Origin of the sequence: Calothrix sp. NIES-2100, from assembly GCF_963875285.1 — a bacterium.
Classification (GTDB): domain Bacteria; phylum Cyanobacteriota; class Cyanobacteriia; order Cyanobacteriales; family Nostocaceae; genus Aulosira.
The window spans coordinates 3,123,287-3,149,945 of the sequence record NZ_CAWNLA010000001.1 but is presented as its reverse complement, the minus strand read 5'-3'; the positions used below and the strand labels follow the sequence as shown (position 1 = coordinate 3,149,945).

Below are 26,659 nucleotides of genomic sequence, written 5' to 3'. Positions count from 1 at the left end.
TTGTCTTTCGCTGGCGGTATCAGATGTTAAAGAAAACTCCCTCTGCCGTGTAATACTCGGTTGAGGTTCGTTTCCCCTTGATGGGAAGCTAAAAATTCTGAGTCTTCCCGTGTAATACTTGGTAGAGCATTATGTCTAACAATGTGTTCTAAATAGTCAGCAGGAGTTAAACCCAAACATTCAGAGGCTATCCCTAAGCTCTTCCAGGTATCATCAGTCAGTCGCAAAGAATGTACTTCACGATAATCATCATTCTTGAGTGCAAACTTTAGAATGACAAACGAACTGTGCTGTTCGCATAGCCACAACAAAGCAAAAGTGTTGCGAGGTTGCAGCTGCTGAAACCTTTACCACAAGAGATTGCCAGCTTTTTACTTGCTCACTATTTCTTAAGGAATTTTCTTACTTGGACTAGAGCAGCACTCTGCTGTCCCACAATGAAGACAGTATTGAATATATAGATACTTCAGCCCAAGCGTCAGTTCTCCATCCCAATTTCTCACGGTGCAACTGAAGTTATTCACTTGAGCGACAATCGCCCAGTAACCGCCTTTGCCCCTCAGTTCGGGATTGTCCTTGGCTAAGATTTGGCATACCTCACCCAACTGGTAGGTGTTGGGTACTTGGGTACGTTCCATGATGCGCTGCACTATATCTTTGACGATTTTACCAGTCGGCACTTTACCGCCAGCTTTCTGTACTGCTTGTTGCCACACTTCCTGTTGTTGCTGGGGTTCGAGTTTAGTGAGTGGGCGAATTTGTCCTTCGGCTGTCGGTAAAATTTGCGATCGGTTAGTTTCTACTTGACCCGATTTCTCGTTTTGGGAACATCTTGACGAAATAGATCAAAAGTTCTGTGTAGTACCTTATAACCCATTCTCACTCTCATTAGAACAGGAGGAGCTAAAATGTTAATTCCGTTTGGAGTATTGGAAGAAGGTTTCCGCTTATCTTAAAAAGCAATTGATTATTTAAAAGAATGGAATACTGAAGCGCAAATTGCTTCTAGTATTTCTCGAACAGCCCAAGAAGTTGTTGAAATATTGGTGAATGTGCCTGGTATGACTATGGCTCATAGTAGAGATTTTCAAAGAGCAACACCTTTTTTTACACTGAAAGATAAAACGGTAGTTAAAATTTTCATAAATCCAGCACAGGTAAAACACATATTCTTAGCAGATTACAACAATAAGATGATTTTTGGAGGCTATGTAGGTTGGATTCATACAAAAGAAATGAATAAAGCTATAGATAAAATCAAGAAATAATTTACTTCCGAGATTATATGAAATCTCAAGAGTCTATCATTTAAACTTTTTGTTGAACGATACTGTTAAAAAATAAAACCTTTTTAACAGTATCGTTCAACAAAAAATTAGTTTTTCAGCCTATCTTGCTGCCAATTACACCTAAATAAGGCTCAATGCCTAGACCGAATACTAGACTTGGAATGCCAGCAATACCTAAACTTACAACACTCAAAATATTACCGAATAAATTAACTATTTTTGTAAAATAATGATAGAGTCGTTACTAATATTAATAATATTTTTAAGGTTTTATGTAACTGTATCAATTCGAGTTTGCTGTGCTGTAAATACTTGTGTAATTCCTTGAAAAATTTTAATTGTTAAATCATTAAACTCTGTGCGAAGTGGTTCTTCAAATTCTTTACTTATTTTGGTATATTCATCTGGAAGTAGTATGACTCAACCCAATTCTGATTCAACTCAAAACACGTTTAACATATCTGGCAGTTCAGTTGGCAATATGTTGGGTAGTGGCACGATGAACATTAACGAAGCCACTCAACAACGAAAAACTGAAAATGCTTCCGCATCATCTGAGACAGTTCTGGAGGAACAGCAGAAGGTCATTCTGATTCTGGCAGCAAATCCGAAATCTACGCCTGCCTTGCGTTTGGATGAAGAAGTGCGAGAAATTGATGCAGGGTTACGACGAGCTAATCAACGCGATCGCTTCCATTTAGAACAACGCTGGGCAGTGCGATCGCGAGATGTTCAGAATGCTTTACTAGATCTCAAGCCACAAGTGGTTCATTTTTCTGGGCATGGGGAGAACGAGATCGGGTTGATCCTGGAGAATGAAGTTGGAAAAGCAGTGGCAGTTAGTACGGAGGCATTGGCTGGATTATTTGAGTTGTTTGCGGATCGAGTAGAGTGTGTGGTGTTGAATGCTTGCTACTCTGAAGTTCAAGCAGAGGCGATCGCCAATCATATTCCTTATGTCATCGGCATGAATAAGGCGATTGGCGATCGAGCGGCGATAGAGTTTGCTGTGCTTTTCTATGCAGCTTTGGGGGCTGGTAAATCAGTGGAGTTTGCCTACAAGCTCGGTTGTAATGCAATTCGCATGGCAGGGATTGAGGAGTATTTGACCCCTGTCCTGAAAAAGAAACCTGCCTAAGAGCCTTCAGGCGGAAGGAGGAGGGCTACTGGGATTTTCTGTTGCAGTCGGAGGCTGACTCAGGCTTGCGGATGCAGGCGGTGCAGGAAACCAGGTTGCACCTTGAATTAGACCGTGATTGCTGTCGGATTTAAGGTTACGTGCTTGGGTATTGCCTTCGCCGCCATCGTCCAGTCGCCAGTAACCTAAAAGATCTTGCCAATCACGATCTCTGCGGCTCAAGCGGCAGGTCATGTTGGTCTTGATCTCATCTTGAGTGCGAACTTTTTTCCAAAGCCGCACTTCAGCGATCGCCACATCGGAGTACCGCTCTTTCTCGGTTGTACCTCCGATGATGAGATCAGTTGTGAGGTCAGCTAGAGAGCCTGTAAACAACGCTGTACTTTTTGTTTGTCCGGCATAGGCGATCGACTTGGTTTGCCCTTCTATCACCACACAATCCTGCTGTCTGCCATCCACATAGATGAAAATTTCGTGTGAGGTTGCATCCCAGGTAAAGGCGATATGATGCCACACTTGGTCAACAGGAGCCTTCTCTTTGGTATCAACGATCGCTTTCTGTTTTGCAATCTTATCCAGAAGCATCACCCGAATTTTACCATCATGCCAGCAGAGAGAATAACCGTTGTCAACATAGCAACCCCGACTAACAATCAAACGATTCCCAAACTGATGTTTCACCCAGGCTTCGACGGTAATGGCATCATCAGTCGCATTCAGGCTTGGATCGTGACCACAATTGACCTTGACCTGATCGTCCTTGCCGTTAAACCTCAGTCCACAGGGTAAAGGTAAACTAGCAGGACATTCAGAGGCTTTTAACCATTGCACGGCTCCCAAAGCCACCCCAAAATCACCCTTACTTTTTTCTCGAACGACATATTGCGGCTGCAACCACGTTCCCCCATAAACTACTCCTGGCTGAACTTCACCAGCAAGATTAGCGGCTTCATTTCCGGTTTGCTCGTCTAGCCGCCAGTATCCTACTAATCCTACTAGGTTAGTGTCTTTAATTTTATCATCCAGCAGATACCTGGCATCCCGGATTTCTTGTTCAGAACGTGCTACCTTCCACAAACGAACTTCAGCGATCGAACCTTTGAAGTAATACCTATCAGTAATTGCCTTATTACGACCAATACATAAATTCATGCCAGATAATCCAATCGGACCGGCAAAAGATTCTTGATTACCGTGAGCAATATTTCCGTCAATATAGACGCAAATATTGCTCCCTTTGCTCCAGGTGAAGGCGATGTGGTGCCAATCGTCATCATCTGGCATAGGCACGTAATTTTTTGTGTGGATTTCAGTCTGATCACCCTGGAGTTCCACAACAATGCTATTGTTGTTCCACCACAGACTATACCCTTGTCGTTCCCAACATCCTCCTTGACCTGCAATAAAGCTCGGTTGATCTCTCCCGTTGGTGGGCTTTACCCAAGCTTCAAAGGTGATGGCTTTGTCAATTGCAACGCTGCCACAGTCGATATAATCGGTTTCTCCATTTAACTCTAAACCAAACTGAGGCGGAATTTTGGGAGGGGGCGTGGAAAGCTCGATAGATGGAACCTTCGATCCACGATCCGGGGAGGCAAGATTATAAATGTAGGTCTTACTGGCTTTATTTTCTTCAAATTGCCAATAACCAATCAACCCTTCTTTGCGGTCGCCCATTAACCGCCGATACATCGTTTCTTTAATTTGAGCTTGACTGCGCTCAGTGTTCCAAAGACGAACTTCGGCAATCGCACCGCTAAGGTTCGCTCCAAGCCGTCCTCCAATCCATACGGGTGCATCAACATTAATTGGACTTTTCAGAGGGATTTGTTCCTTCTTTAGAGGTTCTTGCTGTTCTCCATCAATATATATTTGAATTTTTTCTGACTTGCTCCATGTAAATGCAACATGATGCCATAGGTTATCTTGAGGTGCGGTATTTTTTGTGTCAACAATATATACCTTTCCCTCTGATTGAACCTCTACACGTATTTTTCCACTAAACCACCATATCCAATATCCACTTTTCATGCCAATTTCTCGGCTAAAAATAGCACCATTTTCATCATCGAGCTTTGCAACCCAAGCTTCAACAGTCATCGCTTCAGGGACATCTAAACTGTGATCATTACCGCAATTAAAACAGCCATTTTTTTGATTGCCACTCACTCCTTCGTTCAATCTAGCTACAGCAGGTAGAGGCGGATAGTTTAGCTGTTCAGCAGTAATCACAAAATCCTGGATAAAGCTTTTCAACTTGGGATTCGTAAAGCTTCGCTGCTTGAGATCTGCAACAATTCGACAAGTCCTAATACCTTGATGACACGCGATCCCAGGTCGATCTGATCCCTGGTTAGACGACTCTTCAGCTTTTTTAGGAACCGCAGCATGATGGAGCGCGACTAGTTCCCAACGAGTATTGAATGCAGGACTTCCAGACGAACCATAGTCTGCGTCTGCTTTATATCTCAAGAAGTTTTTGTAGAGTCCATTGGTGATGACTTCATTGTTGTTTAGAACAATCTGCTTTTGTCTGCCTTTCGGATGCTGCACCACAATCACAGCATCACCCTTCTGCTCTGTATCTGCCTTTTTTTCCATCAATTGACTTAGTTCTTTGATGAGTTTTTTGATTTTGTTAAGTTCATAAACCTGTGTTTCTGAGGAGTCAGCATCAGGATGCCAGATGATCAAAGAGTCTTCTGAGTCTATAATTTCGTATCCGTAGGATTTGAGCGCAGCGATCGCGCTTTCACCTGATTTGATTGCTGATTGCACTTGTTCGTGACTGCCCTTGAATTTAACGCAAACCAATCCAGGAGCGACATTCTCATCATTCTCAACTAGTTGAATCCAGCCAAACTCGAAACCTGCTTGTCGAGTAAACTGACCTGATTTAAGTTGTACTAGCGTGTAATCAAGTTCGGGATTGGAAACGAATAAGGTGGAATCAAACTCATAATCAACCGAGTTGCGACTTTCACCCTTTAGATTTCCGACAAAGCCGAACTGAGCAACACACTGAGCAGCGGTTTTTGCATCTGGAATCACATGATGATTTGTGAGCAGATGGCTGCCACCAACTAGAAAACCAGACCCGATCGGGATTGGTAGAATTTTGCCTAATTGATTTTCTGTAACTCCCTCAAGCACCTGAAGCGGAGTTTTTTCTTTTGCGTCAATTTGCTTTCGGATTGATTCACTAAAAATTTCTTCCGCAATTTGTTGAGGAATAGAGAAGACCTCAATCACTTTGTCAGCAGTATCAAAGTTGTGAGCAGTCAACTTTAGGTCATCGATAGTCTTTTCAAGATCCTTAACAAAGTCACGGAACTCTAACAGGGAAAAATATCTAGCAATCCGACAAACAGATGCACTTTGCTTGATCCCTTCCTCTAAAAACGAAATTGGTACAAAATCTTCATCTTCATCTTCAATCCCAACGCTAACCAAGGAGTGTTGCTTAGTACGCAACCGCGTTCTGACAATTTCAGATACTTTACTAGAACTCTCAACTTCAGGAGACTCAGCAGTACTCAATATACCGATGGATGATGTTGTTTGTATCCCCCCCCCCATCGACGGTACACCCCCCTGTAAGTGTAGAGCAGCCTGTTTTAATTGAGTCATATATTTAAGCCTGTACTTGAAACGGAAATATCATGACTGTATAGTAATACTGCTGAGGCTTACAGAACAATATTAATTACTCTATCATTCTGATAGTTTCAAAATGTTGAGAGCTTTAAAGATATATTGTCTGAACTTTTTGTTACCTCAATTCTATTGAGTAACTTCGATTCTCGTTCAGGGTGTGCAGAAATGAAACCAGAGCAGCAGAGACGCAAAGCTAGCAGCATTCAAGGCAAGCAGTTTTTGCAGGATGATTTATTAAATGCAGATTTTCAAAATAAGCTGGCGGGTCAACAGTTTTTACTCAAGTTTACTTTGGCTGCGATCGCTATCACCTTGAGTATCTTAGCACATCTGCTTTCGGGTTATGTTGGCGGATACTTTAGCTTATACTGCATAATCAATCATTCTACTCGTCTGCAATTTCATATAGCACTGGTCATTGTATTGATTGTATTTGCAACTGCTATTACTCAAGATACCATTAAAGTTACACTATCTCTAGTCATTAGTTTGAGCGTTGCTATTGTATTGTCAATACTATTGGCGTCTCTTAATCTGATTCAGGATTTTTCTTCATTTCTACTTGGTATCATATATGTAACAGGTCTATGTTTAGGATTAAGCATTGCCAGTTTTCTCATAATTCGTTTTACCCTTGCTGTCGCTGACATTTTATTTATCAATTCCAAAATACTCAAAATAAGTATTGTTACTAGCAGTACCTATTTTGCAATGATCAGTTGCCTCAGCGTGATTACTGATGCATTAAAGTACAGGCAACCATCTAGCGAAATTTTGCTCACTTCGCCGATAATCTATTGGACGGTACTTTTGCTGGGTGCTGGATACGGTGTGTCTCTTACACTCAGTGCTTGGGTTTCTAATTATCTTAAGAGAACACCTTGGTCATATCCAGAACTTCAACGATTCTGGGCACTGATTGTTGGCTCTTGGTGGGGAACTTCTTTCGTCAACCTGGATTTAAGTAATATCAACTTTAGAAATGCTAAGTTGGCAAATTCTGATTTACGGGCACGTAAACTATATCGGACTTGCTTTCAAGGAGCGATCGGGCTAGAAAGAGCCAGAGTTGATAATCAGTACCTCGATTTAGAGATCCCCAAAGTCCAGAAGTTACTGACTCATGCCTGTAGTGCCGATCGCAACTTTCGGGGGTTAAATCTCCAGGGAGCCTACCTGCAAGGGGCAGACCTACGAGGCTTCGATTTCACTGATACCAACCTGACCGGATCTGATTTGAAACAGGCAGACCTGCGAGAGAGTCGCTTAGTTCGGACACAGCTTGCAGGCGCAGACTTTCAGGGCGTTGATTTAAGGAAAAATGTGCTGATTGATGCCAATCTCACCGAAGCCGACTTTCGGGGAGCCGACCTGCGGGGTAGTATTTTTGTACGTACCCAAGTTGCCAGAGCCAACTTTCGAGGAGCCGATTTGACGGGTATTTGCATCGAAGACTGGAGTGTCAGTAATAAAACTTGCTTTACCAACGTGCGCTGCGACTACATTTACCGCAAATATGAGGATAATCAGCCCACCGATCGCTATCCGGTCGATCGAGATTTTGAAGCGGGTGAATTTGCATACCTCTATCAAGAATCAGAAGATGTGGTGGAGTTGGTATTCAAGGGCGAGTTTGACTTCAGTGCCCTCAGCCTTGCTTTTTACAAGCTGCAAACAGAAATGCCCGAACTGGAATTTGAGCTAAAGGGAATTGAACAACGGGAAAACCTCTGGGTTGTAAAAGCCAAAACGAAGGGGAGTGTTACAGAGCGCCTAATTGAAGCACAGCTCAATTTGACCTATCAAGCCACTGCTCGTGAAAGTACGGTAGAAACTACTATTCGAGACTCTATCTACCGGGACTATGAAGAAATCAAAGCACGACTGGCAGCCAGTGAACAGTTAGTCAACCAACTGGCAGGCGTAACGGGTGATCAAGCTGAAGCCTTAAAAGAATTGAGCAAGCGATCGCTGGGCAACAGCTTTTTTATCACGGGAAGTACCATCACCAATTTAGCTGGGTCTGGACAAATTGAATACACTGAAGCTGCCGATCAAATTCGTCAGGTGATGACGAATTCTAGCGATCCAAAGCAGGTGACTAGCATCCTTCAAGGCTTGATTACCCAGTTCAAACAACAAAATGTAGCGACTACCGTCAGCACACAACTGGAGCTAATTCAACAGATCATTGGCGTAGAAGCGGAGAAAGATCCGAGGTTCAAACAATTTTTGATTGAGCAATCCCAACAGGTGATTGGATCTATGCCCAAAGGTGAGGTTGCTACTGCGGTGGAAGCAGCGATTGCTCAACTGAGAATTTAAAGTTTTCCTTTCTGAAGACTGTCAAACTGACATAGGGGTTTTTTGTATAAACCTGTGATTTGAACGATGATTTGCTGTTCGCTCGACTCACTTTCAATTTATGTCTCATAGATTGCTGTGGCCCATCACTTGAGTCAATTTCTATTTGAGTCCCAATGAGACACATTTGCATGAGATTTTTGCGTTCGAGATGCAAGCGATGTCTACGACAAGCCAATGCAGCGTCTACGCTTTGTTCTTCTGGGGTTAATTCAGGTACTTCAACAGTAGTTACTGTAATAGCTTTAACATCATCATTTCATTACCCCCAATACGTGCAATATATCCCTAACGGCTGCTTTCTCTCGCTCCATCTGCTGAACTCGCTTCAGTAATCTCTTGGGAATGTACTTCGATGACTTGACCAAGCGATCGCCTTCGCTCCAAAACTCATAATGATAGTAAGCTTGCTGGTAATCCTTGCCGTTCTTGGTGATGGTTCGCCAATGAATACTGCCGCTTCCCTCCCCCTTGTTTCGTCGCATTTTACTAGGGGATGTGTCATTACTAGGGCTTGTTTCATCAGTTGCATTACTAGGGTTGATTGGTTTATCCCCTAGTAAATCACTAGGGTTTACCTCAACACCCAACAATCGTAATATCTCTAAGACTGGGCGTTTTGCGGTTTCGGCTTCTTGAATTTCCCCTAGTAATCTTTTGGGAATGTATTTTGTCCTTTTGTGTCCTTCTTTTTGCCAGTGATAGTAAGCTTGGGGGTAGTCCTTGCCGTTTTTGCTGATTGTGCGCCAGTAAATAGACCCGTTCCCCTCACCCTTTCGTCGCCGATTATTACTAGGGTTATTATTCATTTCCCCTAGTAAAACACTGCGTGCAAGGTTTGAGGTTTAGCCATTGTTGAATCTTTCAATCTCCTTTTTTTATTGCATGACAAAGACTGCAAGCGATCGCAGTCATACTTTAAATGGGTTGTTTTGTCTTTTTTTACTAATTTAGTTAGTACTATAATGTATCATGTCTACTAATCCAATTGGTGAACTAGGTAATGAATTAATGATTATCGATAAAAGCTTAATTGCATCTATTCGATGGAATAAGGAATTGGGTAAGAAGCTAAAAATCTTACGAGACAAAGAGTCTATGCAGTCTCTAGCTAAACGTGCTGGCTGTGCCTATCAATTAATTCAACATTTAGAGCGTGGACAATACCCACAGTCAAGCCCAAGAGATTCAGCCCCTACAGTTTCTACTGAAAAGCTAGAAGCTATATGTCAAGCACTTTCGGTAAGCATTGAGGATTTTTTGGGTTGTCCGTTAGTAAAATTACCTCAAAAAATTAAAGATATTGCTTGATTATTACTAACTAAATTAGTATAGCAAAGTCATAACAAAAGACGACCGCTCCGTCTCGCAAACAAGCGCGATCGCCTTTTAGCCCTTTAACAGGAATTACTATTATGACTTACCGGACATACACCCATCAACTTGCACGTACTACAAAGCTGGCGTGGAGCGTTTCCCAATTTGGTCAGCTACACTCGGTTTGTAGAACTGATGCCCTGGTGTTTAATGCTGTTATGTTGCTTTTTACATACACGTACAGGAGAAATCACTGGGATTAGCTTCATCGATTCTACGCCGATTAATGTTTGTCATAATTGTAGAGCACATTCTCATAAGGTATTTAAAGGATTAGTGAAATGGGGAAAAAATTCTGTGGGCTGGCACTTTGGATTTAAACTACATTTGATTATTAATGAACGTGGAGAACTACTAGCATTTCAGCTAACTCCAGCAAATGTGGATGACCGAAAGCGAGTCCCAGACATGACTAAGGACTTAATTGGTAAACTGTTTGGTGACAGAGGATATATATCTCAAAAATTATTTGAGGATTTATATGAGCGAGGATTGCAATTAGTTACAAAATCTAAAAAGAAAATGAAAAATCGCTTGGTAAAACTAATTGATAAAATTTTGTTACGTAAACGTGCCGTGATTGAGTCCGTCAATGACCATCTGAAAAATATATGTCAAATATAACACTCTCGCCATCGTAGTCCATTTAACTTTTTGGTTAACTTGATGGCTGGTTTAGCTGCTTATACCTATTTGCCTAAAAAACCTTCCATTGACATTTACCCAAAAGATTTGCCTGCACTGCCTCCTGCGATTTTTTAGTTCCGTCGAACTCACGTTAAATAATAAGCTCACTAAAGCAGAAGCACTAAGACTTGCACAATTACATGTGCTGTCAAATCCAGAATACCAACACCCTTACTATTGGTCAGGATTTGTTCTAGTTGGTAGCTGGCTTTAAAAGCCTGTGGTCTGACAACCATAAGTTGATCATTTTGTTTTAGCGTATACAGAAAAAATGGCTAGATACCTTTGTTTGTAAGGATTTTATTATAAATAAAATCTGAAACTATGATTCACGCCACAAGCTAATATGCCAGCCAGGGAATAAATTCCCTGTCTAAAAGCTAAAGTCCTCTGAAGAAACTGATACTAAGAATCGTATAGGACTCCTATTTGATTTCTGTTGGCGTAGCCTGCGCTTGCGCTTACAACCAAGTTGGTTATAAGCTTGCTATACAAAGGTTTGTTTCTCAGCATACTTAGCAAGATTCAAGCAGGATTCCTATAGGTTTATGGTGTGATGGGAACAACCCCAGTTAACTTACTCAACTTCTGCGGTACTAAGTCAGAATCTTTCGCATTAGTAATTTGAGATAAATAGCAATCAACAACAGCAATCAAAAATCCTTTGATGGCATCTTGATGATTGTTTTTAACCAAATCATCAGCCTTCTTCAAGAAATGCGATCGCCATTTGCTTTCGTTACTTTCGTACATGTCCACCAGATACAATCCAGCTAAATATTCGGCTAAAGGATCAAGGCAGAATTTAATTTTATCTTTTGCGGAGCCAATTGTTTGAATTAAATGTAGACTATTTTCCAGGTAATCAAGGCGTGCATCTGGATTGTCTGGGTTTAATGCAGCTAAAACAGCTAATAAATCCTCACGTTTTGCTGTTCCTGGTTGGTAATTTTCCCGCAAACATTCCCAAGCAATGACTTTTGCATCTTGATGTACAGTTCTATCATTCAATTTTTCCCCCATAACATAGCGATTTAACTCGTTTAAATATCCCAACATCAAATTGGGAACTGTTTCGGGGACACCACCATTTTGTACAGCAATGTTTGGAGACGCGATATTAGCAATTAATTTTTCGGCATATAATTTTGCTAATAACACCGTGATATTACGTTGTCCCACCATTAATGATAGTTTTGTACAAGCATCAAAAAATTCCTGGTCGGTAAATAAATCTCGCTTCCCTCGCTGCATTAAATACGCTTCCATAAACGACGAAAGCTTGTTTGCTTCAATCCTCAATGGCTTGATAATAGTCTTATTTACTTGTCCTAATTTTTCTTCCAACCGGGAAGTAATCACCAACGCATTTACCGGGAACTCTGGTGAATCTGGTTGTAAAGCTTCACGAGTAGCTGAATTTAGTTCTGAGAATCGATCAACTATGACTAAAATGCGTCTTTTTCTGAGCAGCTTTAACAGCAACTCTTCGCATATTGGTTCTGGTTCATCAATAAGCGATCGCAATTGTCCGCGAATGGCTTCAATTAGTGCCAACTTACCATCAACTTGGCGAAATTCGTCTTCTAAAAGCACAGGCAACATCAAATGTTCGCAAAGTCGTAGATCTTGCTGTGCTTCAATACTCCAATTGGCTATTTGACAAGCTAAACTGGTTTTGCCAATCCCACCTTCACCACAAATTACCAAACAACTGCGCTGTTTCTCAAAAGTTGGACGTAAATTCTCCGGCGTTAATTGGGGTAAGGTATTGCCATCTAAGACAACCGGAATCGGTATATAATTACTACGACTAGTAACTGTGTCTTTTTTGGGAAACTCCGATCGCGCTGACTCAATATACTTGTCTACCCATGCATCCAGCACTTGGGGATGGAAATGAAACCAACCAATAAATAACACGTACCTCAACGGCACATTAATACTGAGAAATGGCAGGGAAAAATCGGTATAAGGTTTTAGGGCATTATTAATTTGTAATAACCATAAAGGTTTGATTTGCAATAATATCAGCCACAGCGAAGGGAGGAAAACTACATAGATTATTAATCCTAGTAGTAGCTTATGTTTTAAAGCCCACGCGCTCGCAACATCAAATAAACGGGTTTCCTTCTCCGCTTTCAATGCTTCCAAAGGACGACGGATTCGAGCATTATCCACTTCGGTAAAATTATCTTTGTGTGATTCCAGAATTTGAATCACCTGCTCAAAATCCCCTATAACCTTCGCCAATTTTGCACTAGGCAAATTATCAGCCACATCCTGATAACCGCCAAGAATGCTACCCAAACCCTTAACTACTGCATATCGCACATAATATTCGCTATCATCCAACAAAGGAATTAAAACCTTTACCGCAGAATTAGCTTCAGTTCCCATTGCACCCAAAGCCAAAGCTGCATTTTTCCGCACCCGTGGATTACTATCTTTTAACGCATTAATCAAAGACGGAACCGCAACTTTTGCCTCCGTACCAATCCGTCTCAAAGCCGAAGCTGCATAAATGCGAACATATTGTTCCTTATCCTGCAAAGCTGCCATCAAAGCCGGAACCGCAGATTTTGCAGGTCTGCCAATTTCACCCAAAGCCAATACTGCATACATACGTACTTGAACATCTTCATCCTGCAAAGCTTCCGTCAGCGCACCCACCGCAGTCGCAGCTTCCGTACCCATATCACCCAAAACCCAAGCCGCACGCCAGCGAATGTTACAATCTGGGTTTTTGAGGTTTTCTACCAACGTCGGTACTGCCCCCGAACCAATACTCACAAGTGCATCATGTGCTTCTAAACGCACACGGGCATTGGTATCAATGAGTTTTTCAACTATGGGGGTGATTTTTATCTCACTAGGAATTTGTGCCCAGCTATTTCCCGTAAACATCAGGAATAACAACAAACACAGTACAGACAAGGTGTAGAATTTTTGGGCGATCGCTTTTGTGGCTTTCAGCAGTGTTATAGCTCCAGTTAGGTAACTGTATCTATTTTATTGTTTTTCTGCGATGCAGGAACAAATAAATACAATAGACCTGTCCGAAAATTCCCAAGCCAGACTGTTCAAAGCTTTGGGGCAAAACTTTGATATCTTCATAAAAACGGAGTTATAAGAGGCTATTTATAAAGTAAATCTAAAAGTCAGGAGAAAGGATTTCTGGTACCGATAAGATACTTTATATGCAGTGTATTTACATAGATAGTCGGTATGACACGAAAGTCTTACCCCACAGATTTAACTGATATGGAGTGGGAAATCTTGGCTCCCTTGATTCCACCAGCTAAAGAAGGAGGACATCCACGCACAACAGATATGCGTGAAATATGCAATGCCATCTATTATCACTTGAAAACTGGATGCCATTGGAAAAAGTTGAAATCATGTGGGTTGACTCGGGGTATGACGGCGATAAGTTTGCTCGCTAGTTGGTTGATGATTCAAGCTCATGTTGAGGTCATGGGCCGTACTGATAAAGAATTTGAAGTTTTACCCAAGCGTTGGGTAGTAGAAAGAACATTCGGTTGGTTTAACCAGTACCATCGTTTGAGTAAGGATTATGAACGTCTGACACCAAATGAGTGAAGCTGCCATATATGCCGTTATGACTCGTATTATGTTACGTCGTCTAGCCGTCTAAAGATTTACTTTATAAATGGTCTCTGAGCAGGTTAACAGTAATACTAAAAAAAACTGCTCACCAACACGATAACCCGACTCATTGGGTAGAAAAGTATTGGGTGCAGCGTGCAGGTAACAAATACTGGTATTACCGTTACACCTGGATGAGCGGGCGAAAACTTCAGCGCCGCTACATTGGCTCAGTCGAAAGCGCGATCGCAAAAAATCGAAAATCTGAAGTTGAAATTGCGATCGCGGATGGTCAAACCCCCGGCGAAATTCAGCAACTTATCAAAACCTGGAGTAATCAGCGATGCAAATGACAACAGAGGAATACTTACAATGGTCTAAACTTCGAGCAATTGAGACACTTGAATATTACAAAAGCCCCACACAAGCGTTTTTATCCTTGTGCAGCGATTTGGGGAAGCATCCCGAACTGAAAAAGCACTTAGCCATAGAGCTTGGGACTAATTTGTTGCTCTTGGGAAAAATAAATACGATCGAGACCATGCGCAGGTTTATTGAAGATTGCAACTAGCCTTTACCAAACAGCAACTGAGGATTCTCTTGCAACAGCTTCTGAAACTTCCGCAACTCGTCCCAGGCGCGGGTATTAATGTCGAGTTGGCGCGAATTCTGGTTTGGGTGATAGTTGGTACGCTTGTACTCAATATATTTGGCGATCGCCTCAAGAATCAAAAAAATATCCCCCGCTCGCCGGGAGATATCCACAGAAATGTTATGAAATCCATCAAGCTTTCTAGCATACCCCATGACCGGATTTTCTAGCGCGATGGGTACGCGAATAGTTTTAGTTTTCCCATGTCGCCAACTACTGCCACTTTCCCAGGTGGTGCTATTCCTTGCCATTCCATATTGCCTCAAGTGCCGTGTGACACGGCACTTGAGGCAATATCTCCGAACATTACCTAGCTAGCTCCGAACATTACCTAGCGAGTTGAGGTTTGTTATTTGTCCCCCTTGTCCCCCCTGTCCCCCTAGGGCGTGTCTTCAAAGTATCGAATGCAACTACATAAGGCTGACAACGGGACAATGGGACGCGGCGACGCGGTGAAAATTTGTTCAAAAAGCTCTCCGCGTCACCGCGTCTCCCCCTCTCCCCCTCCTCCCCTGATTCAAGAAATGAGTTTGAAAACACGCCCTAGTCCCCTATGCCCCTATAGTGTCAAGCATTCTCAATAAGGTAGTTTGAGGCAATCGCCATTTTTAGAGGCCCGCCCGTAGGGGTGAAAGCGTTGATTTTTCGTGATTATTTTCTGACAAAGTGCTTAAAAGCAAAATTATTATTGCTAGCTAGTTGCATTAAGGGAATGCGATCGCGCTCTCTTGGGATGGGGTGCATCATCAAACGCGATCGCGGCAAGCAAACAACAATGAGATAGATACAACCCTGACTCTACGGGTCGATTCTAAGCGATGGCTGGTAAATTTCATCAATCTCATCCCAAGCGAGGTCAGCTAAAGTTTGCAGCCCTTGAGCTAAATCTAACGGGTGGTCATATTCGCCCGCCTGGAGCCGAGAAAAGAAAATTTCAATTTGGAGAAAAAGTAGTTTGGCGTTCATAGAGTGGCGATCGCCTCCCTAGCGTCGTCGTCGGAAACTTCGATGTAACGCGATAAAACCTTTAAATCTGTGTGTCCTGTAATTTTTTTGATAGTCGTCAAACCGACTCCGCGCTTGGCCAGTTTGGTAATAAAAGTCCGGCGGGTGGTGTGCGAGCTAATGCAAGAGAAGCAGAAGATATTGCAACCGTTGCTGATGTTAAAGCACAAGCAGCGCAAGTTGATATTTTAAAACTACGAGCCAAGGTTAACACTTTAGAACAAAGTGATAAGAGCCAGGATTCAGAAATTCAGCAAGCCAAGCAAGCAGCACAAGCAGCTTTGCAATTAGGAGGAATTGCTTTAACAACAGCCGCCAATACTGCTCAAGGATTATCTATTCTACAAGGACAGATTGGGAATGCGATATATTTATGGCAACTCAGAGAAGCGCAAGCTAGCGGCAGAGCGTGACTTTAACCATCTTCGGAACAATCAAAAAGATATTTCCACTGGGATTGCTCATGGTTTCGACGAGGTGGAGGACAAGCTTGACGCGATCGCCCGTGACCTACTGGAAATCAAAGTTTGGTTTATGCGCAATTTCAAGGAACGCGATCGCGATTAGTTCATTTGGGGATTCCGCCCAGTCAAAATTAGAACAGTTCTTAGGCGAAGATTCAAATACACCAAAACCAAATCAACCCACTCAAAACCCATTTGCCAACAGAAAACCGATTAAGCATCTGCTGATTGGTTCAGCCAAAGCTGTTACCAGTACAATTCACTACTTGCAAGTAATTGGTTACGCCGGCGTAGGCGAATGGACTCCACTGCTACCCACCGAGAAACCAGATGAAGTGATGAGTATTTTAATTCGCCAAATTCTGATGCAATAAACCTCAATCTTAGATCCCCGACTTCTTGAAGAAGTCGGGGATCTAAATCTATTTAAGTATTTTTGTCCTTGATGTATTAGGACTTTTTTAAGAAAATGTTAAGACTTAGAGTGTGTCGTGCTACACTCAACAGACCCTACTTTCCTTGCGATCGCCTGAATGTAACAGTCTTCAGAATGCACTACAGCCAAGTTAAGCTGGATAAAAGAGCAATTTGTTGCACTTGTGAGGATAAAATTCGCGCTTTGCTGTTAATTTTTAAATTTCCCTGCTTGAGATACCTGGAATGCTAGACAAAATTTTTGATTATCTTCATTTTCACTTTACCGTTGAAGCTCCTATAGTTCTACTTATCCTGGTGTTTTTAGAGGCGGTGCTATCTGCTGATAATGCGATCGCCCTCGCTGCGATCGCCCAAGGATTGGAAGACAAAAAGGTTGAGCGTCAAGCCCTAAACCTGGGTTTGGTTGTTGCCTATGTGCTAAGGATTACATTAATCCTCACAGCTACTTGGGTACAAAACTTTTGGCAATTTGAACTTCTGGGTGCTGCTTATCTACTATGGCTAGTATTCCAACATTTCACATCCCAAGAAACGGATGAGGAAAATCATCATCACGGGCCGCGCTTTCAGTCGTTGTGGCAAGCAATACCAGTAATTGCCTTTACAGACTTGGCATTTTCTTTAGATAGTGTGACAACTGCGATCGCGGTTTCCCAAGAAAGGTGGTTAGTACTAACAGGCGCAACCATTGGGATCATTACCCTGCGCTTCATGGCGGAATTATTTATCCGTTGGCTAGACGAGTTTGAGAACCTAGAAGACGCAGGCTACATTACCGTGTCCTTCGTCGGTTTGCGTCTGTTGTTAAAGGTGGTGAATGATAGTTTAGTCCCACCAGAATGGTTAATGATTGCGGCGATCGGTCTGATCCTAGCTTGGGGATTTTCTAAACGTACTGAAATTAAAGTACCCCAAGAACTACCTGAAAAAAGTGAAGTAACAAAGTAGGAAATGGGGCATAGGGCATCCCTTCTGGTGCGTCCGCTACGCGAACGCCTCCGCTCAGGGCAAGTGGGCATGGGGCATTTCTTATTTATCTTCCTTGTCCCTCCGAAGTTCTGTTCGTCGAAGACGTTGGCGAAGCCATCGCCGGACGCCGGCGCTCAGACTTCTCTCCTTGTCCCCCCTGGTCGCCGAGCGAAGTCGAGGCGCTGCCCCTATGCCCTGGTCGCCGAGCGAACTTGAGGCGCTGCCCCCTGGTCGCCGAGCGGAGCCGAGGCGCTGCCCCTAACTCCCTACTCGTGCAACCAAGGAGTCAATTCTGGTTGCCAGTTAACTAATTCTTCGTCCTTAAACCACAGAGCAACTTCTTTTTGCGCTGTTTCTGGAGCATCGGAACCGTGGATGATGTTGCGACCAATGTTGATCCCCAAATCGCCGCGAATAGTTCCGGGTTCAGCGTTGAGTGGATTGGTTGCACCAATAATCTTTCTGGCAGAAGCAATTACGCCTTCACCTTCCCACACCATCGCTACTATGGGGCCAGAGGTAATAAATTCTACTAGTGTTGCAAAGAAGGGTCTTTCGCGGTGAACGTCGTAGTGTTGTTGGGCTAGTTCCCGAGTCGGTTTGAGCAGCTTCAAACCCACGAGGGTAAAACCTTTTTTTTCAAAGCGACCGATAATTTCACTTACCAGTCCGCGCTGTACTCCATCGGGTTTAATTGCCAAAAATGTGCGTTCCAAAGCTATCTCCGAAAACTTAATAAATTTTTCAAGATCAATTGTCCTTTGTCATCTGTCCTTGATTCTGAGTGATTTGTTGAGAGTTTCCGGATTTGCAACTCTTCACTAATTACTCATGATTGGTAACACATGACTCTTGACCAATCAGAGTTTATCTCAGAAATTATCTTTGGGTGCATATGCGATCGCAAATGAATGCGTTAAATTGATAATTCGTGGGTGAAACACAGAGGTCAGGAAGAAATGGGTGTTGAATCAACTGCTACATCTGAAGAGGTAGTTAAGCTGTTGTCCAATGGACACAAACCAGAAGTGAAAAACCATAAGCCCAAAAAGCTTTTACCACCTAGTACTAGTACAGAAGATTCGCCTCGTTCCTGGAAAATAGAGGACAGCGAAGACCTGTATCGCATTGAAGGTTGGGGACAACCGTATTTTTCCATCAATGCTGCCGGTCATGTCACTGTTTCCCCCAAGGGCGATCGCGGCGGTTCTTTAGATTTGTTTGAATTGGTTAACGCTTTGCAGCAGCGCAATTTAGGGCTGCCGATGTTGATTCGCTTTTCGGACATTTTGGAAGATCGGATTGAGCGGTTAAATGCTTGTTTTGCCAAAGCGATCGCTCGCTATAACTATCCTGGTGTCTATCGGGGTGTGTTTCCTGTCAAGTGCAACCAGCAACGCCATTTAATTGAGGATTTAGTCAGGTTTGGTAAGCCCCATCAATTTGGTTTAGAAGCTGGTTCTAAGCCGGAATTAATGATTGCTCTGGCTATATTAGATACCCCAGGCGCATTGTTAATTTGCAATGGCTATAAAGACCAGGAATACATCGAAACGGCAATGTTGGCTCAAAGACTAGGGCAAACACCAATTATCGTCTTAGAGCAAATTGAAGAGGTTGATTTAGTAATTGCTGCTAACCGCCAGTTGGGTATTAAACCGATCTTAGGGGTACGGGCTAAACTCAGTACCCAAGGTATGGGACGCTGGGGAACCTCAAGTGGCGATCGCGCTAAATTTGGTTTAACTATGCCGGAGGTAATCGAGGCCGTTGACAAGTTACGCGAAGCTGATTTACTCGATTCTTTGCAGTTGATGCATTTCCATATCGGCTCGCAAATCTCCGCCATTAATGTAATTAAAGATGCCATCCAAGAAGCCAGCCGCATTTACGTAGAGTTGGCAATGCTGGGGGCGGATATGAAATATCTGGATGTCGGTGGCGGCTTAGGTGTAGACTATGACGGCTCCCAAACCAACTTCTACGCCTCAAAAAACTACAACATGCAAAACTATGCCAACGACATCGTGGCAGAGTTAAAAGATACCTGTACAGAACGGCAGATTCCCGTACCAACACTGATTAGTGAAAGTGGGAGAGCGATCGCGTCACATCAATCGGTACTGATTTTTGATGTTCTCAGCACCAGCGATGTCCCCCTCGATACCCCAGAACCGCCACAAGAAGGCGAATCCCCAATCATTAATTATCTGTGGGAAACCTACCAATCAATTAACAAAGAAAATTATCAAGAGTTCTACCACGACGCTGCTCAATTTAAAGAAGAAGCCATTAGCCGCTTCAACTTGGGGATTTTGCGCCTCCGGGAACGTGCCAAAGCCGAACGCCTTTACTGGGCTTGTTGTCACAAAATTCTGAACATCACTAGGCAGCAAGAATACGTACCCGATGAACTGGAAGACCTTGAAAAAATTATGGCTTCCATCTACTACATCAATTTATCAGTGTTTCAATCAGCACCTGATTGTTGGGCGATCGACCAATTATTCCCAATTATGCCCATACACCGCTTAGATGAAGAACCAATCCGGCGGGGAATTTTGGCAGACCTTACCTGTGATAGTGATGGCAAAATCGACCGATTTATTGATTTGCGTGATGTCAAATCTGTTTTAGAACTGCACACCTTTAAACCAGGAGAACCCTATTATTTGGGAATGTTCCTCAGTGGAGCTTACCAAGAAATCATGGGTAATTTACACAACCTATTTGGCGACACTAACGCAGTTCACATTCAATTGACCCCCAAAGGTTACCAAATTGAACATGTCGTCAAAGGCGATACCATGAGCGAAGTAGTCAGCTACGTGCAGTATGACTCAGAAGACATGGTGGAAAACATCCGCCAGCGTTGCGAAAAAGCCTTGGAAGAAAAGCGCATTACTTTAGCCGAATCTCAGCGACTCCTACAAACTTACGAGCAGAGTCTCAGAAGATATACGTACTTGAATAGTTAGTCAAAAAGTCAACAGTCAACAGTCAACAGTCAACAGACTAATGACCATTGACCATTGACCATTGACCATTGACCATTGACTAACTAGCAGATGTATTGAGTAATTCGGCGATCGCTTGTCGTTCGACAGGAGTATGAGATGGTGGAGACTGGCGCGCATCGGTAATCAACCAGTCTAAAGCAGCAGCTTGGACATCAATAGTTGCGCCAGTTTTATCAACGCAGTAACGTCCAAACACCAGCTTATCAACTAGGCGGATTCCAGGCCCCAGACGCGACCATTCAAAAATCACGCTATTTTCTACAGTCGCACCACTACAAATCCAACAATTGGGGCCAATCATCGCCGGGCCGACAATTTTAGCCCCGTCTTCGATTCTGGTCATGCCACCAATGTAAACTGGGCCTGTGATATCGACTTTGTCCCAATTCACAGCCACGTTTAAGCCAGTGTAAATCCCAGGGGCGACTTCATGTCCAGGAATTTGCACGTTTTTAATTTCACCCATGAGTACACCCTGAATCGCCCGCCAGTAGTCTGGTACTTTACCAATGTCTACCCATTCAAAGTCCATAGGAATGGCGTGGAAAGGCGCACCAATTTCTACTAATTTGGGGAATAGCTCGCTCCCAATGTCGTACTCTACTCCAGAGGGGATATACTTAAATACCTCTGGCTCAAAGATGTAAATACCTGTATTGATGTTGGTGCTGAGGGCTTCTTCTGTTGAGGGTTTTTCTTGGAAAGCTTTAACACGACCATCTTCGTCAGTGACGACTACACCGTAGCTAGAAACCTCTTCCAACGGAACTGATTTGGAAATAATGGTAGCGATCGACCCTTTGGCTCTATGCCACTTTACTGCCTCTGTTAAATCTAAGTCAATCAAAGCATCACCGCACAATACCACAAAGGTATCGTCAAAAAATGGTGAGAAGTCTTGGATGCGCCGCATTCCGCCGGCTGAACCAATTGCTTCCCCAACTAATTTACCGTTGTCATCAATTTTGCCTTCAAAAGAATAGGCAATCTGTACACCAAACCTTTGACCATCACGGAAATAGTTTTCGATTTCTTCAGCCAAATGGCTAACGTTGACCATAATTTGGTCAAAGCCATGTTGGCGTAACAGTTCCAGTAAAAATTCCATCACTGGCTTTTGCAGGATAGGAATCATCGGTTTGGGGATTGTATAGGTAATCGGACGTACACGAGTACCTTTACCCGCCGCAAGAATCATCGCTTTCATAAATATTATTCCTCAACCACAAGCCAGGTTACTTTCAAAGAGTTATATTTCATCGATTTATTCGGTTTTGAGTCATCCCCGATAGCACAAAGACAGCGCAATTGTTGGTTGTTTCAACTAGAGTGATAGCAAAATCACAAGCGATCGGCCATATTTTCAATTTACCCAGATTTTGAGGTTGGCTCCAACAAAAGTCTATAATTTATATCTATCGATGAGTTCAGTTATTCAGTTCATAGGCTGCTCCACAGGTTTGTAGGGGTTAGCTGAATCTATGAGTAAGCGAATTTTAATCTCCTTGTAAAACTCCTCTTGCCATAGCTCTACCTTGGATTGAGCTGATAACAGTAGTAGTGCCCAGAAAACACTGACTAGATGGCTGTGTTCTGATACATGGGCCGTGCCATTTTGGGATGGTTGTTTACTTTGAGTCCATAAATCCACTAGCTGTTCTAAATTCAGCCAATTTTGCTCCAACTGTAGCTGTGCTGCCGAAACATGTAATACTTGTTCTAGTTCCCCGGCTACTTCCGTCAAATTCTCCTGGTGAGCTAATTCTAGCGCTGCTCGCATAGATTGGACACTAGGCTGCCGCCGAGGACGCACAGGTTTGGTGCTTTTTTGTACAAGTTTCAGCTGGTTTGCCATGATCTGCAATTGCGCGATTAATTCTGGCAGAGTCACCCGACGTTTTGACGGTGGCATGGCTGCTGGACGACGACGCAAGTGATGCTCTAAAGGCAAGCGAGGGGTTAAATGCAATAGGCCATTTTCACTTTCTAGCAGTTCTTCATCTAGTGTTTCTGCTTGTTCATCTGCTGCTGATTGTAACTGCATTAAGGTGTTTGCCTTAAATAACACCAGCATTGATGCTGATAAGAACGCCTGTCCCGATTGAGACAAGTCGGCTTCATAGCCCCTTGCGGTAGACTCCGGAGCCATTAGTTCTAAGTAACGGTCAATAACCTCAATTACCTGGACATCCCAAGGATCAATTTCCCCTCTCTGGGCCTGCTGGATTAGGAGTGTAATTGTTTCTAATAGCTCGGAAGCATCCATCAATTATTTTCTGTGATTAAGTTCAAACTACGTAGATTAAACATTGAGACATATGGATCGAGCAACGATGCTTTTTTGTGAAAGCATCACTGGCTACCATGTAGCTACAAATTAGCACAAAGCTCCTCTGTCTCATTAATACTCGATTAAAATGTATTAACTTACACATATTTTTTATACGAATTTTGGATTCAATACTATTGTGAATTGTGATTTGAGATTATGCAACGTTGATTCTTTAGTAATTTGAAATATTCATTAATTTTAATCTGACTAGTCAATGCTCTAATTTTCAGCATAATTACTCAAGAAAAATATAATATTTTTATACTTAAAATTAAGTAAATAGCAGTAATTTACAATACTTCCTTACTTAAAAATTTTAGGTGGACTGGGTCAAGGGGAGCCACTGCGGTCTTGGGGTTTCCCCAAGTAGAGCAAGTGGCGTTCAATGGTCAATGGTCAATTGACTTTGGACTCTGGACTCTGGACTATTGACTCTGGACTATTGCAGTTGGTGGATACTTCAGATTTTACTGTCTTCATCGAAGTCAGATTCATAAGTAAAGGTAAAAGGGGATACAAATTCGCCAGATTGGCCGCTCCTGAGAGCATCGAAAGTGCCTTTGATGGTACCAGCAATGGGAACAGAAACGAGTGTTCCTAACAAACCAGCAATTTCAAATCCCATCAAAATAGCAATAAAAATCCAGATGGGGTTAAGTCCAATAAAGTCGCCTAGTAATTTAGGCGCTAACAGGTTATCTTTGACTTGTTGCAAAAGAATTGCCGCTAAGGCTACTTGAACTGCCAACCACCAATTTTGTAGCAATACTAATAATGTCACTAAACCAATAGCGAGAGTTGCTCCGACAAAGGGAATTAATTCACCTATGCCAATGACTATGGCAAATAATAAATCAAATCGTACCCTCAGAATCATGAAAATTGGTGTTAGGGTAACTACCATAAATAGCCCCAACAACAACTGACTGAGAAAAAAGTTCTGAAAATTTAATCGTAAGGATGCGGTTAAAGGGATTCTAATATTAGGCGGTAAGAGGCTAACCAGACCCAACCAAACGCGATCGCCATATAGGAGCATATAAAACGCTAGCACAACCACTAACACGAGATTCAGTATCCCTGATAGCAGCGTCCCAGCAAAACCGAATGCACCCGAAGCTAGTGGCTGCACCAAGTTCTGAATGTTAGCATTAATTTGATTGGTCACCACTTCCATATCTATAGGTAACCGCCGCTGTCTGATTAAAGCTTCAATATGCTTGAGATTTGTTGAACTGTTATCTAACCAATTACTAATTGTCTTTGAGAGTAAATTTGCTTGTTCAATTAGCATTGGTACTAATGTGATCACCAGAATCACCACTACTGTTAAAGCGAACAGCAAAACAACGATCACCGCCTGCGTGTGCGTGATCCGCGCCCGTTTAAAGAACTGCACCGGATAATTTAATAAAAAAGCCAGAATTGCCGCAATGCTCACAATAGTAATAGGATGCTGAAAATACTTAAATACTAAGGACAGCAGCCAGACATTGAGAGCGATAATCGGACCGCTCAGACCATAAATTAATAAATGTTTTAGGGAGGCTGAACGGCGCATCATACTAATTTTTGATTAAATATTATCGATGTAAAGGATGTAGACACCCTCACAGGTGGCTTGGCGAAGTCTAGAATGAAAAAACGTCTGTACATGCTGCTGTATGCATAACAGCAACAATTTGTCAATACTCAAGCCTCGTCCCCTGGTGAGTGAGGTAACTTCAGACTTCATCCTCGATTCTTCAGATGAGTGCAAAGCAAAGCCAGCGATCGCAAACAATACTGCTTATACGAATTTGGTATCAGATGTCATCTTTTTTCCAGATTCTGGGAAATTAATTTGCTCAATTGCTGGCATTGGTGTCAATGATGATAATAGATATTTTAAACAAAGATATATATACGCATATCCGATCGCCAGGAAGTAAATCACCATGCATCCTACCATTGCCGACCTTCGCAAAGACTACACATTGCAAGATTTAAGTGAAACTGAGGTTGACCCTAATCCTTTTATACAGTTTAAACGCTGGTTTGATCAGGCATTAGCTGCCCAACTTCCGGAACCCAATGCTATGACTATAGCAACTGCTATGCCAGATGGTAAGCCTTCAGCCAGAATGGTGTTACTAAAAGATTTTGATGAGCGGGGCTTTGTCTTCTTTACCAACTATAACAGTCGTAAAGGGCAAGAACTGGCAGAGAATCCCCAAGCCGCATTGGTTTTCTGGTGGGCAGAATTGGAACGCCAAGTCCGAATTATTGGACATGTAGAAAAGGTTTCCCAACAAGAGTCAGATCGGTATTTTTACAGCCGCCCAGAAAACAGTCGCCTCGGTGCATGGGCTTCTAATCAAAGCGAAGCGATCGCCAGCCGCGAAGTTTTAGAACAAAATTTGCAGGAGTTGGAGCATAAGTATCAAAATCAGGAGATTCCTAGGCCTTCTCATTGGGGAGGTTTGCGAGTAATTCCTACAGAAATTGAGTTTTGGCAAGGAAGGCCCAGCCGCCTACACGATCGCTTGCTCTATTGTCGCTTAGATGATAAAAGTTGGAAAATTCAGCGATTGTCACCTTAATAATTACGATCACCAAAATAGCGATTTTAGTCCAGAAAATGGCAAATGCGATCGCACTTATCAACTGATGAGCTGCAAGATCCCCGACTTCTTCAAGAAGTCGGGGATCTGACTAAAAGCTGAAGCTTTATTCAGCAGCCACACTTTCAGAAACGGCTGCTTTCGGCGCAAACTGAAGCCTGGGATCTGGCATAAAGGTGTATCTCAGATATATTCCTCCCCAGACAAACAAGGAAATCAGCAATGCACCAATACCTAGGGGACTGGGAAGCCAGAAAACTACTTCTATGTGGTTTAATTCACCAGTTCTCAGCTTCCATACTAGTTGATTTTTGTTGATTTCCGGCTCGATCGCATTTTCTGCAATGGGAATATTTTTGGCTCCAAAAGGAGTTTTCAAGCTAAAATCCAAATCGAGAATTGAACCTGTGTTGGCGAGGACATTACCGTTGCTGGCAATTAAAGATAGCGATCGCAAATCCAAATCATAAATTAAGCGATTCTTTACTAACAGTAAAAAGTTGTTCTGCTCTATTAGCAAGTTAGATTCAATTTTTGGCAGTTCTGAATCTGATTCGTTCTCTACCGATTCAGGTTTTTGATTGACGTGGGAATTAAAAAAGTTGTTGAACTTTTCTTGTAGTTCTTGTCCATTAGTAAACGGAATTGACACAATAATTTCTTCTGGAGAAATTCGCCGAGTTTTTCCTTCTAGTTTCTTAGCGCGACGCTCTATACTATTTAACCATTCATATACGTAGTCGCCACTAAAACTAGTCAGCCTTTCTCCTAGTTTAATGTGTTGTACAAATTCCCCATGATTTGAGTGGTCAAAGTTTACTCCTACGTCATACTGGACGCAACCAGTTAAGAGCAAGGATGCAAACAGTACAAACCACAAAATAGGTTTGGGGATTTTGGTGTTTTGGCTGTTTCGTAGGGTAGGAAAGTTGCGGTTAATCGACTTTTGACCAGCAAATTTTGTGAATAATTCTTTCTTTCTGCTTACAAAACTTAATGAAGTAATTAACCGCCCTAAAATCTTTCCTAAATACGAGAAATTCATGATGATAATT

General features: G+C 42.6%; 26 protein-coding genes and 2 pseudogenes. 15 read left to right on the top strand and 13 right to left on the bottom strand.

The window, feature by feature from the left end; translation table 11 throughout:
* Positions 1 to 26 precede the first annotated feature (26 nt).
* Positions 27 to 227, bottom strand: coding sequence for a hypothetical protein (locus AACU32_RS13300; protein WP_339377848.1), 201 nt, complete (start codon positions 225 to 227; stop codon positions 27 to 29).
* A gap of 162 nt (positions 228 to 389) precedes the next feature.
* Positions 390 to 716 (bottom strand): hypothetical protein, encoded by a 327-nt coding sequence (locus AACU32_RS13295; RefSeq protein WP_339377846.1) that lies wholly within the window; start codon positions 714 to 716, stop codon positions 390 to 392.
* Between the two features lie 345 nt (positions 717 to 1,061).
* Between AACU32_RS13295 and AACU32_RS13290 the strand changes: the two genes are divergently transcribed.
* Entirely contained in the window at positions 1,062 to 1,268 is a 207-nt protein-coding gene (locus tag AACU32_RS13290; RefSeq protein WP_339377844.1) for a hypothetical protein, read from the top strand.
* Positions 1,269 to 1,704: 436 nt separating this feature from the next.
* Entirely contained in the window at positions 1,705 to 2,427 is a 723-nt protein-coding gene (locus AACU32_RS13285) for a CHAT domain-containing protein (protein ID WP_096600165.1), read from the top strand.
* A gap of 6 nt (positions 2,428 to 2,433) precedes the next feature.
* Here the strand turns inward: AACU32_RS13285 and AACU32_RS13280 are convergent, their stop codons facing one another.
* Positions 2,434 to 6,057, bottom strand: coding sequence for a LamG-like jellyroll fold domain-containing protein (locus tag AACU32_RS13280; RefSeq protein WP_096600163.1), 3,624 nt, complete (start codon positions 6,055 to 6,057; stop codon positions 2,434 to 2,436).
* Positions 6,058 to 6,249: 192 nt separating this feature from the next.
* Here AACU32_RS13280 and AACU32_RS13275 point away from each other — a divergent pair, with 192 nt between their 5' ends.
* Positions 6,250 to 8,409, top strand: a complete 2,160-nt coding sequence (locus AACU32_RS13275) for a pentapeptide repeat-containing protein (RefSeq protein ID WP_096600161.1) — start codon at positions 6,250 to 6,252, stop codon at positions 8,407 to 8,409.
* 293 nt (positions 8,410 to 8,702) lie between these two features.
* Here AACU32_RS13275 and AACU32_RS13270 read toward each other — a convergent pair whose 3' ends face one another.
* Positions 8,703 to 9,257, bottom strand: a complete 555-nt coding sequence (locus tag AACU32_RS13270) for a hypothetical protein (RefSeq protein WP_339377842.1) — start codon at positions 9,255 to 9,257, stop codon at positions 8,703 to 8,705.
* Between the two features lie 163 nt (positions 9,258 to 9,420).
* Between AACU32_RS13270 and AACU32_RS13265 the strand changes: the two genes are divergently transcribed.
* From AACU32_RS13265 to AACU32_RS13255, 3 genes and pseudogenes are all read left to right on the top strand, one after another.
* Complete coding sequence (locus AACU32_RS13265; RefSeq protein WP_096600159.1) at positions 9,421 to 9,759, top strand: helix-turn-helix domain-containing protein; 339 nt, start codon at positions 9,421 to 9,423, stop codon at positions 9,757 to 9,759.
* 132 nt (positions 9,760 to 9,891) lie between these two features.
* Positions 9,892 to 10,587 (top strand): annotated as a pseudogene (locus AACU32_RS13260) (IS982 family transposase); the annotation flags it as partial.
* A gap of 67 nt (positions 10,588 to 10,654) precedes the next feature.
* A complete protein-coding gene (locus AACU32_RS13255) occupies positions 10,655 to 10,726 on the top strand; it encodes a hypothetical protein (RefSeq protein WP_339378682.1) in 72 nt (23 codons plus the stop codon).
* Positions 10,727 to 11,058: 332 nt separating this feature from the next.
* On the opposite strand, the gene AACU32_RS13250 is transcribed toward AACU32_RS13255, so the two are convergent.
* The gene (locus tag AACU32_RS13250) at positions 11,059 to 13,449 is read right to left on the bottom strand and encodes a HEAT repeat domain-containing protein (RefSeq protein ID WP_339377840.1); all 2,391 of its coding nucleotides are present in this window, start codon (positions 13,447 to 13,449) and stop codon (positions 11,059 to 11,061) included.
* A 291-nt stretch (positions 13,450 to 13,740) separates the two neighbouring features.
* Here AACU32_RS13250 and AACU32_RS13245 point away from each other — a divergent pair.
* A pseudogene (locus tag AACU32_RS13245) lies at positions 13,741 to 14,170 on the top strand (transposase).
* Between the two features lie 100 nt (positions 14,171 to 14,270).
* Positions 14,271 to 14,474 (top strand): hypothetical protein, encoded by a 204-nt coding sequence (locus tag AACU32_RS13240; protein WP_339377839.1) that lies wholly within the window; start codon positions 14,271 to 14,273, stop codon positions 14,472 to 14,474.
* 214 nt (positions 14,475 to 14,688) lie between these two features.
* On the opposite strand, the gene AACU32_RS13235 is transcribed toward AACU32_RS13240, so the two are convergent.
* The 3 genes from AACU32_RS13235 to AACU32_RS13225 all read right to left on the bottom strand — a co-directional run bounded on the left by AACU32_RS13235 (position 14,689) and on the right by AACU32_RS13225 (position 15,840).
* A complete protein-coding gene (locus tag AACU32_RS13235) occupies positions 14,689 to 15,024 on the bottom strand; it encodes a hypothetical protein (protein WP_096600151.1) in 336 nt (111 codons plus the stop codon).
* Positions 15,025 to 15,571: 547 nt separating this feature from the next.
* Positions 15,572 to 15,739: a hypothetical protein gene (locus tag AACU32_RS13230; RefSeq protein ID WP_339377838.1), complete on the bottom strand. Its 168-nt coding sequence runs from the start codon at positions 15,737 to 15,739 to the stop codon at positions 15,572 to 15,574.
* Entirely contained in the window at positions 15,736 to 15,840 is a 105-nt protein-coding gene (locus AACU32_RS13225; protein WP_339377837.1) for a hypothetical protein, read from the bottom strand. The genes AACU32_RS13230 and AACU32_RS13225 overlap by 4 nt, the downstream gene beginning before the upstream one ends.
* 48 nt (positions 15,841 to 15,888) lie before the next feature.
* On the opposite strand from AACU32_RS13225, the gene AACU32_RS13220 reads away from it, so the two are divergent.
* The 4 genes from AACU32_RS13220 to AACU32_RS13205 all read left to right on the top strand — a co-directional run bounded on the left by AACU32_RS13220 (position 15,889) and on the right by AACU32_RS13205 (position 17,628).
* A complete protein-coding gene (locus AACU32_RS13220) occupies positions 15,889 to 16,191 on the top strand; it encodes a hypothetical protein (RefSeq protein ID WP_339377836.1) in 303 nt (100 codons plus the stop codon).
* On the top strand, positions 16,139 to 16,345 hold the full coding sequence (locus AACU32_RS13215; protein ID WP_339377835.1) for a hypothetical protein: 207 nt from the start codon (positions 16,139 to 16,141) through the stop codon (positions 16,343 to 16,345). The genes AACU32_RS13220 and AACU32_RS13215 overlap by 53 nt, the downstream gene beginning before the upstream one ends.
* Complete coding sequence (locus AACU32_RS13210; protein ID WP_096607983.1) at positions 16,341 to 16,616, top strand: hypothetical protein; 276 nt, start codon at positions 16,341 to 16,343, stop codon at positions 16,614 to 16,616. The genes AACU32_RS13215 and AACU32_RS13210 overlap by 5 nt, the downstream gene beginning before the upstream one ends.
* Positions 16,617 to 16,902: 286 nt before the next feature.
* Positions 16,903 to 17,628 (top strand): TerC family protein, encoded by a 726-nt coding sequence (locus AACU32_RS13205; RefSeq protein WP_096600149.1) that lies wholly within the window; start codon positions 16,903 to 16,905, stop codon positions 17,626 to 17,628.
* 287 nt (positions 17,629 to 17,915) lie between these two features.
* On the opposite strand, the gene ndk is transcribed toward AACU32_RS13205, so the two are convergent.
* A complete protein-coding gene (gene ndk / locus AACU32_RS13200) occupies positions 17,916 to 18,365 on the bottom strand; it encodes a nucleoside-diphosphate kinase (RefSeq protein ID WP_096600147.1) in 450 nt (149 codons plus the stop codon).
* A gap of 243 nt (positions 18,366 to 18,608) precedes the next feature.
* Here ndk and speA point away from each other — a divergent pair, with 243 nt between their 5' ends.
* The gene (speA, locus tag AACU32_RS13195; RefSeq protein ID WP_096600145.1) at positions 18,609 to 20,627 is read left to right on the top strand and encodes a biosynthetic arginine decarboxylase; all 2,019 of its coding nucleotides are present in this window, start codon (positions 18,609 to 18,611) and stop codon (positions 20,625 to 20,627) included.
* Between the two features lie 79 nt (positions 20,628 to 20,706).
* On the opposite strand, the gene AACU32_RS13190 is transcribed toward speA, so the two are convergent.
* From AACU32_RS13190 to AACU32_RS13180, 3 genes are all read right to left on the bottom strand, one after another.
* The gene (locus AACU32_RS13190; protein WP_096600143.1) at positions 20,707 to 21,876 is read right to left on the bottom strand and encodes a sugar phosphate nucleotidyltransferase; all 1,170 of its coding nucleotides are present in this window, start codon (positions 21,874 to 21,876) and stop codon (positions 20,707 to 20,709) included.
* Positions 21,877 to 22,104: 228 nt separating this feature from the next.
* A complete protein-coding gene (locus tag AACU32_RS13185) occupies positions 22,105 to 22,935 on the bottom strand; it encodes a segregation/condensation protein A (RefSeq protein WP_096600141.1) in 831 nt (276 codons plus the stop codon).
* A 526-nt stretch (positions 22,936 to 23,461) separates the two neighbouring features.
* The gene (locus AACU32_RS13180) at positions 23,462 to 24,562 is read right to left on the bottom strand and encodes an AI-2E family transporter (protein WP_096607982.1); all 1,101 of its coding nucleotides are present in this window, start codon (positions 24,560 to 24,562) and stop codon (positions 23,462 to 23,464) included.
* A gap of 103 nt (positions 24,563 to 24,665) precedes the next feature.
* On the opposite strand from AACU32_RS13180, the gene AACU32_RS13175 reads away from it, so the two are divergent.
* Complete coding sequence (locus tag AACU32_RS13175) at positions 24,666 to 24,932, top strand: hypothetical protein (protein ID WP_096600139.1); 267 nt, start codon at positions 24,666 to 24,668, stop codon at positions 24,930 to 24,932.
* Between the two features lie 6 nt (positions 24,933 to 24,938).
* Entirely contained in the window at positions 24,939 to 25,583 is a 645-nt protein-coding gene (pdxH, locus tag AACU32_RS13170) for a pyridoxamine 5'-phosphate oxidase (protein ID WP_096600138.1), read from the top strand.
* Positions 25,584 to 25,710: 127 nt separating this feature from the next.
* On the opposite strand, the gene AACU32_RS13165 is transcribed toward pdxH, so the two are convergent.
* On the bottom strand, positions 25,711 to 26,649 hold the full coding sequence (locus tag AACU32_RS13165) for a DUF3153 domain-containing protein (RefSeq protein ID WP_096600136.1): 939 nt from the start codon (positions 26,647 to 26,649) through the stop codon (positions 25,711 to 25,713).
* Positions 26,650 to 26,659: the final 10 nt, after the last annotated feature.

Coding starts and splice junctions, on each gene's coding strand:
- AACU32_RS13290 (WP_339377844.1), top strand. CDS start 1,062: ATGACTATGGCTCATAGTAGAGATTTTCAAAGAGCAACACCTTTTTTT.
- AACU32_RS13285 (WP_096600165.1), top strand. CDS start 1,705: ATGACTCAACCCAATTCTGATTCAACTCAAAACACGTTTAACATATCT.
- AACU32_RS13280 (WP_096600163.1), bottom strand. CDS start 6,057: ATGACTCAATTAAAACAGGCTGCTCTACACTTACAGGGGGGTGTACCG.
- AACU32_RS13275 (WP_096600161.1), top strand. CDS start 6,250: ATGAAACCAGAGCAGCAGAGACGCAAAGCTAGCAGCATTCAAGGCAAG.
- AACU32_RS13270 (WP_339377842.1), bottom strand. CDS start 9,257: ATGAATAATAACCCTAGTAATAATCGGCGACGAAAGGGTGAGGGGAAC.
- AACU32_RS13265 (WP_096600159.1), top strand. CDS start 9,421: ATGTCTACTAATCCAATTGGTGAACTAGGTAATGAATTAATGATTATC.
- AACU32_RS13235 (WP_096600151.1), bottom strand. CDS start 15,024: ATGGCAAGGAATAGCACCACCTGGGAAAGTGGCAGTAGTTGGCGACAT.
- AACU32_RS13230 (WP_339377838.1), bottom strand. CDS start 15,739: ATGAACGCCAAACTACTTTTTCTCCAAATTGAAATTTTCTTTTCTCGG.
- AACU32_RS13215 (WP_339377835.1), top strand. CDS start 16,139: ATGCGATATATTTATGGCAACTCAGAGAAGCGCAAGCTAGCGGCAGAG.
- AACU32_RS13205 (WP_096600149.1), top strand. CDS start 16,903: ATGCTAGACAAAATTTTTGATTATCTTCATTTTCACTTTACCGTTGAA.
- speA (WP_096600145.1), top strand. CDS start 18,609: ATGGGTGTTGAATCAACTGCTACATCTGAAGAGGTAGTTAAGCTGTTG.
- AACU32_RS13190 (WP_096600143.1), bottom strand. CDS start 21,876: ATGAAAGCGATGATTCTTGCGGCGGGTAAAGGTACTCGTGTACGTCCG.
- AACU32_RS13185 (WP_096600141.1), bottom strand. CDS start 22,935: ATGGATGCTTCCGAGCTATTAGAAACAATTACACTCCTAATCCAGCAG.
- AACU32_RS13180 (WP_096607982.1), bottom strand. CDS start 24,562: ATGCGCCGTTCAGCCTCCCTAAAACATTTATTAATTTATGGTCTGAGC.
- AACU32_RS13175 (WP_096600139.1), top strand. CDS start 24,666: ATGCATAACAGCAACAATTTGTCAATACTCAAGCCTCGTCCCCTGGTG.
- pdxH (WP_096600138.1), top strand. CDS start 24,939: ATGCATCCTACCATTGCCGACCTTCGCAAAGACTACACATTGCAAGAT.
- AACU32_RS13165 (WP_096600136.1), bottom strand. CDS start 26,649: ATGAATTTCTCGTATTTAGGAAAGATTTTAGGGCGGTTAATTACTTCA.